The sequence below is a fragment of the Blautia sp. Marseille-P3201T genome (genome assembly GCF_900120295.1).
Lineage (GTDB): Bacteria > Bacillota > Clostridia > Lachnospirales > Lachnospiraceae > Blautia.
The window spans coordinates 213,348-231,215 of record NZ_LT635468.1; the positions used below are offsets into that span (position 1 = coordinate 213,348).

The 17,868-nt window shown below is 39.0% G+C and carries 17 protein-coding genes; 4 read left to right on the forward strand and 13 right to left on the reverse strand.

Annotated features, from left to right (window positions below):
* Positions 1-6: 6 nt before the first annotated feature.
* From BQ7352_RS04005 to BQ7352_RS04025, 5 genes are all read right to left on the reverse strand, one after another.
* A complete protein-coding gene (locus BQ7352_RS04005) occupies positions 7-5,235 on the reverse strand; it encodes a SpaA isopeptide-forming pilin-related protein (protein WP_072447171.1) in 5,229 nt (1,742 codons plus the stop codon).
* Between the two features lie 469 nt (positions 5,236-5,704).
* Positions 5,705-6,325, reverse strand: coding sequence for a sigma-70 family RNA polymerase sigma factor (locus BQ7352_RS04010; protein WP_072447173.1), 621 nt, complete (start codon positions 6,323-6,325; stop codon positions 5,705-5,707).
* Positions 6,326-6,769: 444 nt separating this feature from the next.
* A complete protein-coding gene (locus tag BQ7352_RS04015; RefSeq protein WP_072447175.1) occupies positions 6,770-7,006 on the reverse strand; it encodes a hypothetical protein in 237 nt (78 codons plus the stop codon).
* 230 nt (positions 7,007-7,236) lie between these two features.
* Positions 7,237-7,653, reverse strand: coding sequence for a hypothetical protein (locus tag BQ7352_RS04020; RefSeq protein ID WP_072447177.1), 417 nt, complete (start codon positions 7,651-7,653; stop codon positions 7,237-7,239).
* Between the two features lie 11 nt (positions 7,654-7,664).
* Positions 7,665-8,936, reverse strand: coding sequence for a Y-family DNA polymerase (locus BQ7352_RS04025; RefSeq protein WP_072447179.1), 1,272 nt, complete (start codon positions 8,934-8,936; stop codon positions 7,665-7,667).
* A 305-nt stretch (positions 8,937-9,241) separates the two neighbouring features.
* Here BQ7352_RS04025 and BQ7352_RS04030 point away from each other — a divergent pair, with 305 nt between their 5' ends.
* Both BQ7352_RS04030 and BQ7352_RS04035 read left to right on the forward strand, forming a co-directional pair.
* The gene (locus BQ7352_RS04030; protein WP_009263234.1) at positions 9,242-9,652 is read left to right on the forward strand and encodes a helix-turn-helix domain-containing protein; all 411 of its coding nucleotides are present in this window, start codon (positions 9,242-9,244) and stop codon (positions 9,650-9,652) included.
* A gap of 84 nt (positions 9,653-9,736) precedes the next feature.
* Positions 9,737-10,261, forward strand: coding sequence for an ImmA/IrrE family metallo-endopeptidase (locus BQ7352_RS04035; protein ID WP_225305238.1), 525 nt, complete (start codon positions 9,737-9,739; stop codon positions 10,259-10,261).
* 59 nt (positions 10,262-10,320) lie between these two features.
* Here BQ7352_RS04035 and BQ7352_RS14260 read toward each other — a convergent pair whose 3' ends face one another.
* The gene (locus BQ7352_RS14260) at positions 10,321-10,482 is read right to left on the reverse strand and encodes a type II toxin-antitoxin system antitoxin (protein WP_009263236.1); all 162 of its coding nucleotides are present in this window, start codon (positions 10,480-10,482) and stop codon (positions 10,321-10,323) included.
* A gap of 132 nt (positions 10,483-10,614) precedes the next feature.
* On the opposite strand from BQ7352_RS14260, the gene BQ7352_RS04040 reads away from it, so the two are divergent.
* Together BQ7352_RS04040 and BQ7352_RS04045 are read left to right on the forward strand one after the other, a co-directional pair.
* On the forward strand, positions 10,615-11,325 hold the full coding sequence (locus BQ7352_RS04040) for a hypothetical protein (protein WP_072447181.1): 711 nt from the start codon (positions 10,615-10,617) through the stop codon (positions 11,323-11,325).
* Positions 11,326-11,470: 145 nt separating this feature from the next.
* Complete coding sequence (locus BQ7352_RS04045; RefSeq protein WP_009263190.1) at positions 11,471-11,962, forward strand: nucleotidyltransferase domain-containing protein; 492 nt, start codon at positions 11,471-11,473, stop codon at positions 11,960-11,962.
* A gap of 121 nt (positions 11,963-12,083) precedes the next feature.
* Here the strand turns inward: BQ7352_RS04045 and BQ7352_RS04050 are convergent, their stop codons facing one another.
* The 7 genes from BQ7352_RS04050 to lysS form a co-directional block, all read right to left on the reverse strand.
* Positions 12,084-12,380: a hypothetical protein gene (locus tag BQ7352_RS04050; RefSeq protein WP_072447183.1), complete on the reverse strand. Its 297-nt coding sequence runs from the start codon at positions 12,378-12,380 to the stop codon at positions 12,084-12,086.
* Between the two features lie 10 nt (positions 12,381-12,390).
* Positions 12,391-13,389 (reverse strand): DUF6017 domain-containing protein, encoded by a 999-nt coding sequence (locus tag BQ7352_RS04055; RefSeq protein WP_072447495.1) that lies wholly within the window; start codon positions 13,387-13,389, stop codon positions 12,391-12,393.
* Between the two features lie 89 nt (positions 13,390-13,478).
* The gene (locus tag BQ7352_RS04060; RefSeq protein ID WP_072447185.1) at positions 13,479-14,378 is read right to left on the reverse strand and encodes a ParB/RepB/Spo0J family partition protein; all 900 of its coding nucleotides are present in this window, start codon (positions 14,376-14,378) and stop codon (positions 13,479-13,481) included.
* Positions 14,368-15,153, reverse strand: a complete 786-nt coding sequence (locus tag BQ7352_RS04065) for a ParA family protein (protein ID WP_072447187.1) — start codon at positions 15,151-15,153, stop codon at positions 14,368-14,370. Before BQ7352_RS04065 ends, BQ7352_RS04060 begins: the two co-directional genes overlap by 11 nt.
* Complete coding sequence (locus tag BQ7352_RS04070; protein WP_072447189.1) at positions 15,132-15,389, reverse strand: excisionase; 258 nt, start codon at positions 15,387-15,389, stop codon at positions 15,132-15,134. The genes BQ7352_RS04065 and BQ7352_RS04070 overlap by 22 nt, the downstream gene beginning before the upstream one ends.
* 32 nt (positions 15,390-15,421) lie before the next feature.
* Complete coding sequence (locus BQ7352_RS04075; RefSeq protein ID WP_072447191.1) at positions 15,422-15,658, reverse strand: DUF6462 family protein; 237 nt, start codon at positions 15,656-15,658, stop codon at positions 15,422-15,424.
* Positions 15,659-15,897: 239 nt separating this feature from the next.
* The gene (gene lysS / locus BQ7352_RS04080; RefSeq protein ID WP_072447193.1) at positions 15,898-17,853 is read right to left on the reverse strand and encodes a lysine--tRNA ligase; all 1,956 of its coding nucleotides are present in this window, start codon (positions 17,851-17,853) and stop codon (positions 15,898-15,900) included.
* Positions 17,854-17,868 lie beyond the last annotated feature (15 nt).

The following is a 17,868-nucleotide window of genomic DNA, read 5'->3' on the forward strand; positions in this document are numbered from 1 at the left end:
CTTACATTATTTCTTCTTTATTTTTCTTCCAAGGACTACCACTCCACTTAAACTCATTCCAAGCACGAGCAGCCATAACAGCAAGTTGGTGTTATCCCCAGTCTTCGGTGCATCTTTAGAAGGTTTTCCACCTTCCGGAGTGCTTTCTTTTGGTTTTTCCTCATCAACCATAACAACCTTCTGCACTTCGGCGGTATCTTTTACTTCAAATTCCACATCCTTTGCAACCAGATAACCTTCCGGTGCCGTTTCTTCCCTGAGCGTGTACTTTCCGATCGGAAGCATCTCTATATAATGTGCCTCTTCTGTAGATGTCCAGCTTTCTACCACTTTTCCATCTTCATCTAAGATCGTAAGCTTTGCACCTGGAAGCTCTTTTCCTGCGATATCCTGTTTCGAGATCAACACCTTTGTCACATCATCTTTCATCTCCTGTTTCTGGATTTCTGCAGTATTTTCTACTGTAAAGGTAATGCTCTCAGCAGTTACATATCCATCTGCCGGTTTTGTTTCTGTCATCGTATAGGATTTTCCAACTGTCAGTTCCTTGATCACATGGGCTTTCTCTGTAGATACCCACTCCTCGATTACATTTCCATCTTCATCTGTCACCTTCAGATGCGCTCCCGGAAGTTCTTTCCCTGTGGTAAGGTCTGTTTTCGTAAGTTCTACCGTTGTCGGCTCATTTTCAAAAACAAACTCATAGGAAACCTCAGCTTCTTCTGGTTTTCCATACTCAAAAGTGAATTCCTTTTCTTCATTCGATGTCACAAAACCATCCGGTGCATAGATTTCTTTTACGATATAGGTCCCATCCACTGGAAGATCTGCTTTGAAAAGAATCTGTCCATTTTCATCCGTTGTTTTCTGCTCGATCAACGTTCCAGCTTCCATCAGGACTTTTCCATCTCTGCCTTTGATATCTTCTTTTGTAAATAAGCCGAAGATCGCACCTTCCAGCATACGTTCTGTTTCCTTTTCTTTTTTAAGGATCGTTACTTTTATCTTCTGCCGGTTGTTCTGCCATTCTTCATCAAAAGTAACCACCGGTGTATCCTGGTCACGATAGGTCAGATCCACAAATCTAGGCTCTCCATCCAGTACAAAACCATGTGCCGTTTTCACTTCCTTCACATAATATTTTCCTACCGGAAGGTCTTCCATTTTTGCGATTCCCTTCTCATCGGTTGTGACCGTGCCTACCAGCTCATCTTTCTTATAATGGTCTGCACTTATGCCATCTGCAGCCTTGATATCTTCTGCAGCATAGACTTCAAAGGTGACTTCACTTAAGTTTCCTGTGATATATTCAAAGAAATGTTCTACCGTTCCTTTCACATTATCCAGAAGAGTGATCTTCTCTAAAAATTCTCCCTTTTTGTTGATGATCAGAAGCCCTTTTGGAACTTCATCCTTCATTTCCACTTTCTGTACTTCGGCAGTATCTTTGACCGTAAATGTCACATCCGTTGCTTTCAGATAACCGTATGGAGCAAACTCTTCATGAAGGGTATAGGTTTCTCCGACAACCAGACGCTTGATCACATGTGGCTTATCCTTTTCAGATGTCCATTCATCGATCACATTTCCATCTTTATCCATGACCTTCAATCTTGCGCCCTCCAGCTCTACGCCTGTGGTCAGATCAGACTTTGTGAACTCTGCTGTAGTCGGTTCATTCTTCTTTACGGCCTGTAAGGAAACAATCTTTGTCTCCTGTCCCTGATACTCTGCAACAAATTCCAGAACCTCATCCGAAGAAACAAAACCTTCCGGCGCTTTTAATTCTTTTACATAGTATTCTCCAAATGGAAGATCCAGGGTGCATGTTGCCATACCGTTCTCATCGGATGTCATTTCCTGTAATAAGGTATCTGCTTTCACAAGAACTTTTCCATTTGCCTGGATATCTTTCTTGTTATAGATGCCAAACACAGCCCCGGATAATACCCGTCCATTTTCTGCATCCTGTTTTTCTACGGAAATAGCGACTTTCTGTCTGTCATTTCCTACGATTGCTTCTGCTTCCACGATCGGTGTATCCTGATCCTGATAAGTTAATGTAACCTTTACCGGCTCCGGATTTAATACAAATCCTTCCGGCGCCTTTGTTTCCACTACATAGTATCTTCCAAGCGGCAGATCCTTTGCTACAGCTTTTCCACTCTCTCCCGTTGTGATCGTTGTCACAAGCGTATCCTTTGCATAAAGTACGATACGGTTTCCATCTGCATCTTTCTGATGATCCGGAGTGCAGATATCCTCTGCCGCACGCACTTCAAATTCCGCCCCGGAAAGATACTGTTCCTTATAGATAAAGTCTTTCTCAAAACCGGAAATCATCTCGCCTTTCTTATACACAACAAGATTTCCCTTTACCGGCTGATCTTCATAGGAAACTTCAATGATCACGTCTCCACTTACCCCATCTACTTCATAGGCAGTATCCGAATCCACGGTGATCTCTACATAGTTTTTGTTCACAACATATCCATCCGGTGCTGTCACTTCTTCAATACGATAGTGCCCGATCTCTAAGTTTTTCGGCAAGATCAGGTATCCCTGGCTGTCCGTAAAGAAAGATTTATGGACTGTGACCGTAGGATAGGTTGTTACCTGTTCCACATATTTCTTATGATCCAGATCATAAATTTTGAATTCTGTGCCGGCTACTAATACCGGTTTCTTTGTTTCATCATCTTTTTTGATGATCTTTAACTTTGCGGAAAATTCTTTGTCCAACAGTACCTTCCAAACCTGTGGTTTGTTTGGATTGTTTTCACGGATGGTAATCTCAAAATCCTCTACCGGTTTATAATTATGAGGTGTGGTTGTTTCTCGTACAATATACGTTCCATATGGAAGCGGAATACTGCACGCATACCCTTTCTCATCTGTGAACATTTCCGTTTTACCATCTGCTGTAAGGATGACTGGCTCTGCATGGGAAAAATCATTACTTCCATCTTCTTTTTTCTCCAGGCTGCTCTTTAAGTAAGCGCTGAAACCTGCCCCTTTTAACAGATCTGCATCCGTTTGCCCATTGTTCGCAGCTTTTATGATCTGGAACGGCTGTTTCATAACAAGTTCTGTTGATTTCACAGTACGTTCTATCATTGGGACTGTGCCACCTTCATAAGAACATTTCACATCATGCTCTGTCTCGTCTAACAGATATCCTTCCGGCGCCTGGATCTCTTTTACAAAATATTTTCCAAGATACAGGTCTTTTACCACAGCATCTCCTTTCTGATCTACTTTTAAGGTAGATACAAGATCACCGGCTTTATGTACAATTCCTGTTGTTCCATCTGGATGTACAATGTTTTCTCTCGCATAGAGGCCATACACCGCACCTTCTAAAGTCGCATCTCCTTGTGGATTTGCTCCTGTTTGCGCATCTTCTTTGATCAGATGGATCTTTGCATAAGTACGTTCATTCAGAACATTCTTTGTACTTGTTTTACCGATATTGACATCTACCGGATAAACAGTTGGATCTGCCTGATAATTTGCCGGTGGCTGGATCTCTTTTACATACACAATCTCCTGTGTTTTTTCGACTGTTACTTTAGAAGCACCTTTGCTGTCTGTTGCTGGCATCTGTGTGATTAAATCTGAGCATTCCTTATCACGGTAAACACCATAGATTGCTCCTGCCAGATGGTTTCCGGTGTCTTTATCATTTTTTACAATCGCAATTTCTGCCTGTTTTGTCCATGTAACATTCAGACTTACTTTATTTGTTGTTTCCACACCTTCTCCAAAAATAAAGGCAAGATCTTGAGTACTGGAATTCGTTGTCAGTTTATACGCAGAATAATCTTTCTTTAATCCACCTGCCATGGTTGTAGCAAATACTTCTGCGGTATCTTCTGCCTGTGTCAGAGGTGCAGAAAGATAAAACTTTGTACCTCCCTTGACCGTTACCTTTGCTCCCGGTGTACTTGTACTTCCTGTACTCACGTTGTGAAAACGCACGCCGGATGGAAGGCTGATCGTCACACTCTGCTGTCCTGCCGCATGGAATGTGATTTCCTTTGTACGCTGTGTATTTCCTTCTACATAAGCCTTTACATTGGCATCGGAAAATGACATGGATACATCCGGTATCTCAGGCTTCTTTACACAATAATTGTAAATATCCATTGCTAGTTCCTGTCCTGTTGCATTGGTTCCATAGAACGCATCACTACTGCCATAAGCATAAGCAGCCGCCATATGGACAAGGATAAATCTCTTTCCTGCTGAAAAATCACTGTGCTTGTTCGCAAAATAACTTTCTTCACCTGCCGCATCGGTACCGTAATAACAGACCTTTGCAAGAGCCTGATTATCAGCCAGCTTTGTGATGGTATAGGTACCGGAACCCGGACCTGGCTTTGCCGGCTGGATACAATAAGCCGTTGCTCTTACACTTCCATAAGAAATATAATACGGCTCTGTAAGATATGTTCCAAGCCCATAGTCTGCATATCGATATATTGGACCTTTTTCAATAGTTACCTGCTGAGATCCTACACTTGCATCTCTGGCTGCTATTGCTGAAAAAGTCGCAACTTCTCCGGTTTCCATAGCCTCAAAATCCACTCCCTGATTTGCAGCCTGTTCCATTACATCATGTAATGCTAATCCCGATCCTTCATCAAAGGTATCCTGTTCTGTCATCTGTTCTACCAAAGCATCAAAAGCAGCATTTCCTTCTGATACATCCGGTGTCTCTGTTGGGATTTCTGACGGCTTCTCTGAATCCTCCTCATCTTCTTCCGTCTCTTTTGTTTCGGGTTGCTCTGCATCTGCTGAAGGACTTTCACTCTCTTTTTCTATTTCCTTTACGACCACATTTCTGCTGATCTGATAATTCGGATGTTCCTGATTGACCGTTTCTACCTGATAAACAGTTTTATAGGTATCTGCATGGGATGTTGTAAAATCCTCTCCCTGCTCATTCTTTGCTTCTTCAAAAGTAATCTTTACCTTTGCCGCATCCTTGATCTCTAACCCTGTAAAATCTGTTTTTACATCAAAATTTGTTCCCACTTCCACCTGATGATCCTTTGCCAGAACAATCTCATCTTCATCTAACTGGCTTTGTACCTCTTCCAAAAGAGGCAGTTTTCTTTCTTTGGGAAGCTCCGCAGCATAACTGCTGATTGGTGATAACACCGTAGATAAAAGAGTGACCGCTGTCAGCAATCCGGATACAACCCGCTTTGCTTTTTGTTTCACTTTCATGTTCTTAAATCCTTCCTTTCTTCTGAATCTTATTTATCCGTTATACTTGTTCATCGTTTTCCATCATTCTTTCCTGAAAATAATCCCCTCCTTTCCTGGTTTTGTGCTATTTGGGACAGTCAGCACTTTGCTGAGATAACAGCACAAATATATGGCGGTATCTGCTTTTTCAAACAAACACCGCCATATGATTTCTACTGTCATCCTCATTTTGATTCAGACAATTATTTTTTATTTAAGATTTAAGCGTTTTCCTGTTCTCTTCCCCGGATCCGTTCCTGTTTTAGAGTCCATATCTCCAAAACGTTTTCTCTGTCAGGACACGCACAATGCACATTCAAGGCAGGTATCACTCCGGGCAGGCTATTCTCTTTTCAAGGTACATGAAGTGTTTCTTACAAACGTCTTCATATAACGAAAGGAAAACGGCCTGTTTTACAGGGTGCTTTTTAAATTTTTTTGATTTTTTTTAATTTTCTTCTTTATCTGCATGTTTTTTCATAACAGAAAGTGCTCTTTTTATCATTTCACAAACACTCTGCTGTCTGATTCCAAGATAGTCCGCAATCTTGTTTTGATTCATTTCTTCAAAGTAAAATAATTGGATGATTTCTTTCTGTCTGGCAGTCAGACAATCTAAAAGATCATGAAGCATCTCTTTTTCAATATACTGGTCGAGAATATCCGAAGATGGATCTACCAATATGGTTCTGTCATCCACAAAATCGCTATAAGAAATGATCCTATGGTTTGATGCCACCTTAGTCTGATTTATTTCCATACGATCCGTTGCTTCCATTAACAAACGAATGTACCAATTTTCGTTGTCAAAAAATTCTTCGTTCATAATACTTCGATCTTCCTTCACATCCATGTATTGATAATCTTTACAGGAATGGAGTGGAAAGATGGTTTTCTTTCCGTTTTCCCTGTATAACACATACCCATTTGCGTAAACGGTAATATCACATTCCCCACTCAGAATTTCCTTTACTACAATCTCTTCTTTTTCTAACGCCTTTTCAGAAGGGACTCTCTTTGTCATACCTGCCACTTTTACTACTTTCTTTAATTCTTTTAATGTCAACATATGGACCACCTTTCTGCCTTACGGCTACGGGTGATCCATGAACTCTATAAAAAACTCATCACAATTAGCCACGAACTCACCCGTTTTTTTTGAACGGGAGTCCGCAGCTCCTATGTAATTACCTCCTTCGGCTATATCATACAAAATTCCGTATCCTCTCTGATTTTTGCACACGAAACTTTGCCCTCTATATATAGAAAGGAAAAAGCCCTGTTTTACAGGTTAAAAACTCAACTTTTTTTAAAATTTTTGAGAAAACAAAAAAAGCCGGCAAAACAAATGCTTCCACAGACACAGAATGAAATATCATCCTGCATTGTATCTGCAAATGTTTTGCCGGGCTCTTCATGATTCCAGTCAGGTTCAGCTCCTTGACAAACTCTTGCTATCAGGTGCAGCCTTGATGGTTCCAGCCAAATCCACCGCTTATTCTAATAGCTCATTTTATTTAGTTTCCTTTCGGGAATTCATCATTTTTTGAGAATATACCCGCATTCTTTCTTTCAGTTTTTCGTCTTTGATGTGCAAAGGCCGTACTGAAACAATATCATCTTTTACTAAAATCTCCAAAGTGCTTCTACATTTCTTGCACTCTACTTCTGAATCGCAATGTGCGCTTTTTTCAATAAATGCTCCGCATACAGAGCAATGTACATGCCATCTGATAGCATCTGATCCCATAGGCTTCCTCCTTTAAGCAATAATAAAAAATTCCATTTTTATTACTCAACGGATCAAAGGGAAATCAAATCCGCCTTATGAGCATCATGTTGTCCATTCCGTAAGTGCCAAAGCTGCACGAACAGCATGATCATCAAATCCCAGATCTGCTTTGTTGATCTGGTGCATCCATCCTTATTCTCTCCGGATTCCCACTCACCCAGGATACTAAGAATTTCTGCCGATTGTATTTAACAAGGTAATTCCAATTCTTCAAATATATCTCCGGATAACTCACAAAGATCCTGGATCAAAATGATCGTATCATCAATCCGTAAATGAATGGATGGATCAAAAAATTCAACGGTTCCGCAAATCGTATGATACTGGCCTGCCGGTTTCATTTCCCGGTTTTCTTTAAAATAGGTTGCCTGTATCTTCATTCCAACAGAAACCATCTGTAGCTTCCTATCCAATCCACATTTTTGTTCTTCGGATAAGACCTTCCTTTGTTCATAAAGAACTTCCTGTTTCCGAACGATCTCCTCAAATCCCCGAAGTGCTGCAAAGGGGGCAAATTGCTTCGCTCTGTGCTGCACATCCATAGGATATCTTTTGGAAACCGGTCTCGGAATATATAAATATTTCTGATAAGCCTTTGCCAGCATACTTTCACCTCCTACGCACGATGTCCCCCAACCTGATTATTTCTTTCCCGATAGGTAGAACATTCCAACAGATTGGATCCCCGCATGATCGCATTTTTTCCATAACGCTTTTTCACCTGTAATACTGCTTCCTGCAGATGTCTTTCCTTTTCTGCTTTTATGGAATTCTGGAAAAGAGTATATTGCTGATAGCCTTCTGGTGTTATCTTATTTGCAATGATCTCTATCCGTCTGATCCCGGTATGTGGATCTGCGATCTTTCGATAAAGTGCTTCTACTGTATCAATCATTTCCTTGGAACAATTGGTACGATCTGGAAACCTTACGGTTCCTTTCGATGGCTCCCTTTCAAAACGATGATCGTAAGCGATCCACAAGGTTACAGAATTCGTTACCAGTCCCTTTTCCACCAGATCCAAAACCAGTACATCTGTCATTTCTCTTACAACAACAGCAGCTTCTTCAAATGTGTAATTTCTCATCAATACCTGTCCATTGGAAAGACTATGCTCTTCTGTATGATAATTTTTGATATCACTCATTTTACAGGACTCACAGCCCCAGGCATGATCGATCAATAGTTCTGCATCGATTCCAAACATTTTATACAGCCAGTCTTCCGACTGGATAGAGGCAAGTGCGATATCCCCCATCGTTTGGATTCCATATCCGGCTAATTTTCTCTCTGTTCTGGAACCAATGCGCCAGAAATCACTCAATGGTTTATGTTCCCATAACTGTTCCCGGTAAGAGATCTCATCCAACATTCCGATATGATCCTCTATATGTTTTGCCACAATATCCATTGCGATCTTTGCAAGATACAGGTTAGTTCCAATTCCTGCTGTTGCTGTAATTCCGGTTTCTTCCATGACCGCATCCATCAGTTTTTGTGCCATTTCTTTCTCTGTAAGGTGATACAGGGAAAGGTATCTTGTAACATCCATAAAGCACTCATCCACACTGTAAACATGGATATCTTCTTTTGCCACATAGTTTAAATAAATCCCGTATATCCTTGCCGAATACTCCATATAGAGCTGCATCCTCGGTTTTGCCACAATATATTCGATATGATCCGGTATCTCATGGATCCTGCAACGGTTACGGATCCCCAGCTTTTTCATAGCCGGCGTGATGGCAAGGCAAATGGTGGATACCGATCGGTCCGGATCTGCAACAACCAGATTGGTAGTAAACGGATCCAGTCCTCTTTCCACACACTCAACAGAAGCATAAAAAGATTTCAGATCAATACAGAGGAATGTTTCCTTCTGTTTCAAATCAATCACCTCCCATAAGTTGCCTATCTTTCTCCTTCCCCTAAGCAATCAGATCTCATCCCAACTCTTTTTCACACGATAGTGATCGTGTCAAAATAGGCAATTTTCAGTAAATCCATTGACAAGAAAGGAAATATCATTTATATTATAGGCAAGTAGTTGCCTTTCTGTTGTGATTCACATTATAGGCAATCATTCGCCTCTTGTCAAGAGGCAACTTGTTGATTATGGGAAATTTATTTCCTATCCCGTTTCAGCATCATACATAAAGATCCTGAAACGCCAATTAGAAAGTAGGTATTTTTATGACATTCGGTGAAAAAGTGAAAAATTTAAGAAAGAACAAAGGACTCAACCAAACCCAATTAGCCGATGCTGTCGGTGTCTCCCTTCGGACTGTTCGGGGATGGGAAATTGAAGGCCGTTATCCAAAGAAACATGACCTTTACCAGAAACTTGCAGACATTTTAAGCTGCGATATCTCCTATCTCATGACAGAAGAAGAGGCTTTTATCACAGAAGCATCTGAACAATTTGGAAACCGTGGAGCAAAACAGGCTCAGCAGATCTTAGAACAGGCCGCTGCAATGTTCGCTGGCGGGGAGCTTTCTGATGAAGACAAAACAGCCTTTATGGATGAGATCCAGTCTTTATATCTGGATTCCAAGAGACGTGCAAAGAAATTTACACCAAAGAAATATTTAGATGCCAAATAGATGGGGTGATTATGGGACAGCCTATAGGATATAGTTTTATTGTCAAAAGTACCATTACCCGCTTCTATTTGATTCATACACGAGGTGATATATTTGGGGAATTCATATATTTACAACAAAGTAGAAAAACTTGTAAAAAAGTTCAAGACCAGGGATCCTTTTGAAATATTGGAAGAAATGAATGTGATCGTTGGTGAAACAGACCGCTACGAAAAATTAAAGGGATACTGTTTCATGAGCTGCCAGACCATTTATGTTATGGTAAGCAGTTTTCTCTCTGAGGAAGAGAAAAAGATTGTTGCCGCCCACGAACTCGGTCACATCATTCTGCATCGTTCTCAGCTCAAAATGGCGCCGATGAAAGATGATGTCTTATATAACATGAGGGATAATACGGAATACGAAGCGAACCTTTTCGCTGCAGATCTTATCCTGGATGATAAAGAAATCGCAGACCTGTCAAAGAACGAAGACCTGAACTATTTCGGGCTCTGTAGCTGCTTAAACTCCAGTCCGGAACTCATGAGCTTCAAGTTATACAGTCTGATCAAGCGTGGTCAGAACTACAATATGCCGCTGGAAATACAGAGCAACTTCCTGGCCAAATAAAATTTGCCCGTTCCATACAACTGAACGGGCTTTTCTTATATCCATATGTGAAGATTCTTTTATTTCAGTTCTCCATGCTTATTTTCAAATTCCATGATTGCCTGACGTATTAAATATAGCACTTCTCCATTGATCGAACGCCCTTCAAATTCTGCCAGGCTTTTCAGTTTTTTATGCGTTTCAGCATCAATCCGTAATCCTAAATGCTTCTCTTTCTCCATGATTATTCTCTCCATCTCTATAAGTACATATTAAGTTCATATTTCAAGTTCATTTTAAGTACAAATAATGGTAGAATGTTTTAAATGGACTTATTTTAAGTACACTATATTTTTTCACGGAGGAATTCAATTATGCATGAAAAAAGAAAAAAATATTATCATATCAGAAAAGATTTATTCTGGTGCACCATCCTATTAGCTATATCCTTTCTCATCGGTTATGCTATACATCACCGCATTTTTCTAACACATTCCCTGAAAGCAGATGCCCCAAAAGAACGGACAGAAATAACCTTTGACGATCTGCAATCAAATCTGAAAGATATCTCTATATGCTATTTATGTGGAAGTTCTGATTATAGTATGATGGACTATTATCGAAAATTTGATACGGTTGGACTGATTTCCCTCAATGACTGGTACGTCTTAGATTTCCAACTAAAAGCATATGATGAAAACGGAAATGAAATACCAAATAAAACCGGTTCAAATATACTTTTTGGAAACACCGGCGAAATCACGTATTCCTCTCATGGAGATGTTTCCAGAGGAATGGCTGAGATAGATATCACGTTACCGGAAAACTACAAATTGAACAAAAGAAATCTAACGGATCATCTCTGCCAAGGTTGCCTTGATAAAGTTGCTGCTTCCTTAGAACATTGGAAATATGAAAACGAAAAGAAAGAACCGATTCCTCTGTGTTTGGTTGATTTTAAAACTCTTGATATTTATTCCTTACAAGATTATTACCGATCAATTTTCATCCGGGATTATTATGTGGAAATGGAGTTTGAAGACAATTCCGTAGAAACAAAAGCCTTTTATCTACCGGAAATATAAAAATTATGATATACTGAAAAAAACGACAAATCTGAATTTTAAAAAGGAGTGTGATGACCATGATTTTTGATTTTGAGCCTTGGCAATTAGATATTGATATTGACTTAACTAAACAATTATATAGAAGTTGTAAAGGAGACTTTGTATGGGTAGAAAAGAAATAACAACAAAAGAAGATTTAATGAAAGTAATAGAATTATTCGAAAATACTGGAATTACATACTGGTTGGATGGCGGATGGGGTGTAGATATTTTAGCTGGTAAACAAACAAGAATTCATAGAGATATAGATATAAATTTTGATGCTCAACATACGGAAAAATTGTTAAATGTGCTTTTGAATCTGGGCTATAAAATTGATACAGACTGGAAACCGGTTAGAATAGAGTTATATAGTGATGAACTTGGTTACTTAGACATTCACCCGTTCGTTTTAAATGAGGACGGAACTTCAAAACAAGCTGATTTAGAGGGTGGATGGTATGAGTTTGAAAAAGATTACTTTGGTAGTGTTTTTTTTGAAGGCAAAACAATTCCTTGTATATCTTTAAAAGGCCAAAAAGTTTTCCATTCAGGTTATGAATTAAGAGATAAAGATAAGCATGATATTTCAATTCTTGAAAGTTTATCAAAATAACATTGCTGTAATTTCTAAGATAAATTTCAGTTTGGACTTTTCTTATAGAGCCTTTCCATGAAGGAGAGGCTCTATTTTCATCTGAAATCACTAAGACTCTTTCAACTATCATCATCTTTTCTTAACCTAAAATCAATGCACATATTTTTTCTCTAAGTAAGTCGATTACAGTATCTATAAATTCTCCGGCAAATAAGATAAAGATCAGAACACCTCCCATACAAGCCAGAAAAGCTGCCTGTAGCCAGTCTTGATAACAGATTACTGTTCCAATGAACAACGCCATAATTCCAAATCCCAATATTTTTTTTGCGACTGCCACCATATGTACTAATAGCTTCACTCCGACACCTATGATCGAAATGATAAACCACAATGGAATCAATAACACTTTTCCTGCCACTTTTAAAATACCCATATCTGTCCTCCTATCTTGCCAGCCACGGCATATCATGATTTACTTCTGCTCGGTAATATCCACTGATTGTTGAAGGTGCATTGAACAATGCCGCAAGTAAATATTTCTTGATATTCTTGATTTTACTCGTATTTCCTTCCAGACAATGCAGCACATACTCTACATGGGAATAATCCAGCTTCATGAATTTTCCTCTTACCAAGGCTCCTGAATACCAGTTGCTTGCAATCAGTACTTTATCACTCTTACACATAACAGTCTCTACGATCAGATCCACGATTTCATCAATCTGATTTTTGTCATGAGGATGACTCACTAACAAAGAATCATAATCCAGATTGTCTTTGATCAGAGATTGATACGCATGTAACGTTTCCATCTCATCCTCTTCGGATCCTATCCCACCTGCAGATACGATATGATTAGATTTATTCTCACTAAGATTAGTATTGTTAATATTAGTATTATTAGAGTTTGAAATGTAAACTTCTTGAAGTTTATTTTCGGGACTTCTTGAAGTTTGTTTTTCGGACTTCTTGAAGTTTGAAATGTAAACTTCTTCTGTCTCTTCTTCCTCTACAGAAGTTTGATTTATAAACTTCACCATCTTTGATTTTTCTTTTTTCTGTTCCTCACATTCCTCCTGAACAAATGATTTTACATAGATGATCGTAACCTTTCCAAAGCCCTGTCTGCGCTTTTCAATCAAACCTATCCCTTTTTCATCATCCAGCTCCTGAAGAGATTTCACCGCTTTATTTCTGCCACAATTCAATAATTCCATGATATCTTCAATGGAAAAATAGATATATGCCCGATTTTCTTCATCAAACCACTGATTCTTAATGGATAAAGACATTCTGTCCAGCATCAAACCGTATAAGATCTTCGCATCACTGGAAAGATCCTTAAAACAGTCATTGGTAAATAACGCTTTGGGTATTCTGTAAAAACTAAACTGGTCTGCTTCTGTTCCATAAAAATATTTAAAATTCATTTTTTTGTCCATGTATCTTCCTCCCTTCCTTTCTCTCATAGAAGTCCTTTTTTTAAACTTCTGTATCTCTTTTTCTTTGGGGTATCTTATTTTGACACCCCTTATTCCTGTTCTCTTTTCCATTGTTCCAGTAATGCCTCAATCACCTTTTCCATATCCGTTTCCGAATAATCTTCCGGAAAATACTTTGTGAGCTTCTTTCCTGATAACACCACTTTTCGTTCCGGTGCTTTTACTGCTATGCAGCTATTAAAAATCGAAATCATAAATCCCTGGTTCACCGATCCTTCTTCCAACTGTTTTCTCAAAGCTGTAATCTGCTTTGGTTTAACAAATCCTGTATCACGGATATACTCGTAGATCCATTTCTGTATTTCCTTTTCAATGTAGGAAATATCAACGGCAATGGTAAAATTCAATTTTTTTGCATCTACCATATCTAATAATTCTGGAATCAATTCTGTAAGGCGAATGTAACGCTGAACATTACGAGCGCTCTCTCCTACCTGTTCAGCTATAACTACATCAGTACGATACTTCGTGCCATTTTGGCACAAAGTTAAATCGTTTCTTACCCCTTGTCTCTTCATTGCCTCCAATTTCATTCTATAAGCAAATGCTTTTTCGCTCGGAAGTAACTCTTCTCGTTGGATATTGGCATCTACCATAGCGATGACTGCATCATCATCGGATAATTCTCTCACAATTGCAGGAATTGTTGCCAATCCAGCTATAACAGCCGCGTGCATTCTTCGATGACCTGAGATCATCTCATATCCATTTTCACCATCGGACCGTAACAAAACTGGTGTCAATACCCCGTAGGTCTTTACACTCTCTACTAAATCTGCCATCTTTTCATCATCCAATACTTTGAAAGGATGATCTTTAAATGCATGTATTCTGTTGATTTCTATTTCCATTGCAGACTCTTCATTGACTACTCCTAGCAATTCATCAATGCTTGTCAATTTGATTTTTTCTCCACTTCTACTTTTCATTTTCCAAAACCTCCTGCGTCAGATTTTCATAAGCCATAGATACTTTTCCATTTGGACAATGACAATAAATACTTTTTCCTTCCGCACTTGCTTCAGCTACCTTAACTGATAATGGAATGACATTTTCAAAGATAGAAATCTTAGATCCATAAGTTTCTCTCACTCTAGAAGCAATATCTTTGGCGTAATTAGTACGAAAATCCACCATTGTCAAAAGAATTCCCTGTATCGTCAGCTTCCGGTTCAATCTCTTCTTTACCATAGAAATAGTCCTGATCAACTGTTGAAGTCCTTTAACCGGCAGATATGCAGCTTGTACAGGTATCAGAACCGTATCAGAAGCTACTAAAGCATTGATGGTCATCATGCCTAAACTCGGCATACAATCAATTAAAATATAATCGTATCGTGATCGCATCGTATCAATATATTCCTTCATGATCAGCTCTCTGCTCATTACATTACTCATGGTTACTTCTAAAGCAGATAACTCAATATTGGCCGGTAGGAGATCCACTTGTTCCTCATGATGTAAAATGCCTTCGTCCTCAGCAATTTCCTCGTCATTGATAATATTCATCATAATAGTTGCAAGTGTAGTTCCAATATCATCCGGTTCTACATACCCAAGACTAGCAGTCAAACTTCCCTGTGGATCCGCATCGATCAATAACACTTTTTTTCCTTGTCTTGCCAATCCTACCCCAAGATTTAAAGTCGTTGTACTTTTTGCAACTCCGCCTTTCTGGTTTGCTACTGAAATAACCTTTCCCATTCTTCTTTCTCCCTTCTGATATTTTCTCTCAGATATTTTTCAAATGTGCTTCGCTTAATTAGAACTTTTTTTCCAACCTTATAAACTGCTCCTGCCTTGTGAGATAATCTTACGATTGGCTTATATCCAAGCTCGTAATAATCCATAGCTTGTTTATAACTTATAAATTCATGTTGCATAAATTCTATATCTTCATCATCAATAAGATTAGAAAACATCCATACCTTTCCATGCATCTCAACTAAATTCCTTTCTCCGATTTGTCATCTTATTTTTCATGAAATTGTTCAAGATATTCATCAAAGATTTCTCTGTTTATCAAAACGATTCCTTCCATTCTGTAAATCGCACCCGCATCATTTGCAAGTTCCATCAACTTTTTATGTGACAGGCTATATACGATTTCTGCTTGTTGATAACGAAGAAATTTTCTTCTAAGTCGACGGGCTTCTTCTTTTACCTCTGAACGCTTCTGTTGGTTATAGTACATATTTTCTGTTTTCAAATCTGTTTCTCCTTTCAGCTTTTACTCAACCACAACGGACATTGTTAATGAATAAAAAAAGGGCACTCTCTGAAAGATTTTTCTTTCAAAAAGTGCCCTCAACAATCTATATTGTTGGAGTAGTATTACTGACAACTAATCACCATTCTTCATGATGATTCATGTTGGAATACAAATTTGTTGTCAAATTGTTGTCAAAGAAAATTTTTGTTGTCAAATTGTGAAGTATTTTTACTCACTTAGTACAATTTTGCTCCTGCCGGAATGTGATCATCCAGGATCAGAACATTCAATCCTTCTCTTCCTTCTACAAGGTGTGTAGCGGAGATGATCATACCGCAAGAATCAATTCCCATCATCTTACGTGGTGGAAGGTTTGTGATTGCAAGCAATGTCTTTCCAACCAGTTCTTCCGGCTCATAATAATCGTGAATTCCGCTTAAAATCACACGTTCTACGCCACTTCCATCGTCTAATACGAACTTCAAAAGCTTCTTAGATTTTGGAACTGCTTCACATTCTTTTACCTTTACAGCACGGAAATCTGACTTGCTAAATGTATCGAAATCAACCATGTCTTCGAATAATGGTTCTACTTCTACATTAGAGAAATCAATCTTTTCTGCCATGTCAGATGTAGCGGTAAATGTTGCAACAGATTTTGCCGGAGCAGACTGTGCAGCATTGTTAGCTTCATTCTTTGCGGCTCCCATGCTCTTCATTGTCGGGAACAGTAAAACGTCACGGATAGCAGCGCTGTCTGTCAACAGCATTACCATTCTGTCGATACCAAATCCGATACCACCTGTAGGCGCCATACCGATTTCCAAAGCATTCATAAAGTCTTCATCTGTTGTGTTTGCTTCTTCATCACCCTGTGCCAGAAGTTCTTCCTGTGCTTTAAAACGTTCTCTCTGGTCGATTGGGTCATTCAGCTCAGAATAAGCATTTGCCATTTCCCAACCATTCATAAAGAATTCAAAACGTTCTGTGTATTCCGGATTTTCCGGTTTCTTCTTTGTTAATGGAGAAATTTCAATCGGATGGTCCATAACAAATGTAGGCTGAATTAAATGTTCTTCTGCAAAAGCTTCAAAGAACAGAGATAAAATATCACCTTTTTTATGACGTTCTTCAAACTCTACATGATGCTCTCTTGCTGCTGCTCTTGCTTCTTCTAATGTGTGAATTTCATCAAAGTCCACGCCTGCATATTTCTTAACAGCATCTACCATTGTAATACGTTCAAATGGTTTTCCTAAATCCATTTCAATACCATTGTATACAATTTTTGTAGTTCCCAGAACTTCCTGTGCCACATGACGATACAGGTTCTCTGTTAAGTCCATCATACCGTGGTAGTCTGTATATGCCTGATATAATTCCATCAGTGTAAATTCCGGATTATGTCTTGTATCAAGACCTTCGTTACGGAATACACGTCCGATTTCGTATACTCTTTCCATACCGCCTACAATCAGACGTTTCAGGTAAAGTTCAAGAGAAATACGAAGTTTGAAATCTTCATCCAATGCATTAAAATGTGTTTCAAAAGGACGGGCTGCCGCACCACCGGCATTTGCAACCAGCATAGGTGTTTCCACTTCTAAAAATCCCTGTCCATTCAAGTAATTACGGATACTTGCAATGATTTTAGAACGCTTAATAAAGGTATCCTTTACATCTGCATTCATAATCAGATCCACATATCTCTGACGGTAACGTAAATCTGTATTTGTCAGACCGTGGAATTTCTCCGGAAGCGGTTTTAAGCTCTTAGATAACAGTGTTACTTCTGTGGCATGAATAGAGATTTCTCCTGTTTTTGTCTTAAACACTTCACCTTTGATGCCTACAATATCACCGATATCCATCTTTTTGAAATCTTTATAATGATCTTCGCCGATATTATCTCTTGCAACATAAGACTGAATAGAACCCTGTAAGTCCTGAATGCTGCAGAAAGAAGCTTTTCCCATAACACGTTTAGACATCATACGTCCTGCAAGAGATACACTCTTTCCCTCTAATTCTTCAAAGGCATCCTTCACTTCCATGCTGTGATGAGTTACATCATATTTTGTAATCTGAAATGGGTCTTTGCCATTTTCCTGTAACTCAGTCAATTTCTCACGGCGCACCTTTAATAACTGGTTTAAATCCTGTTCCTGTGCTTTCTTCTGCTGTTCTGCCACCTTGTACACTCTCCT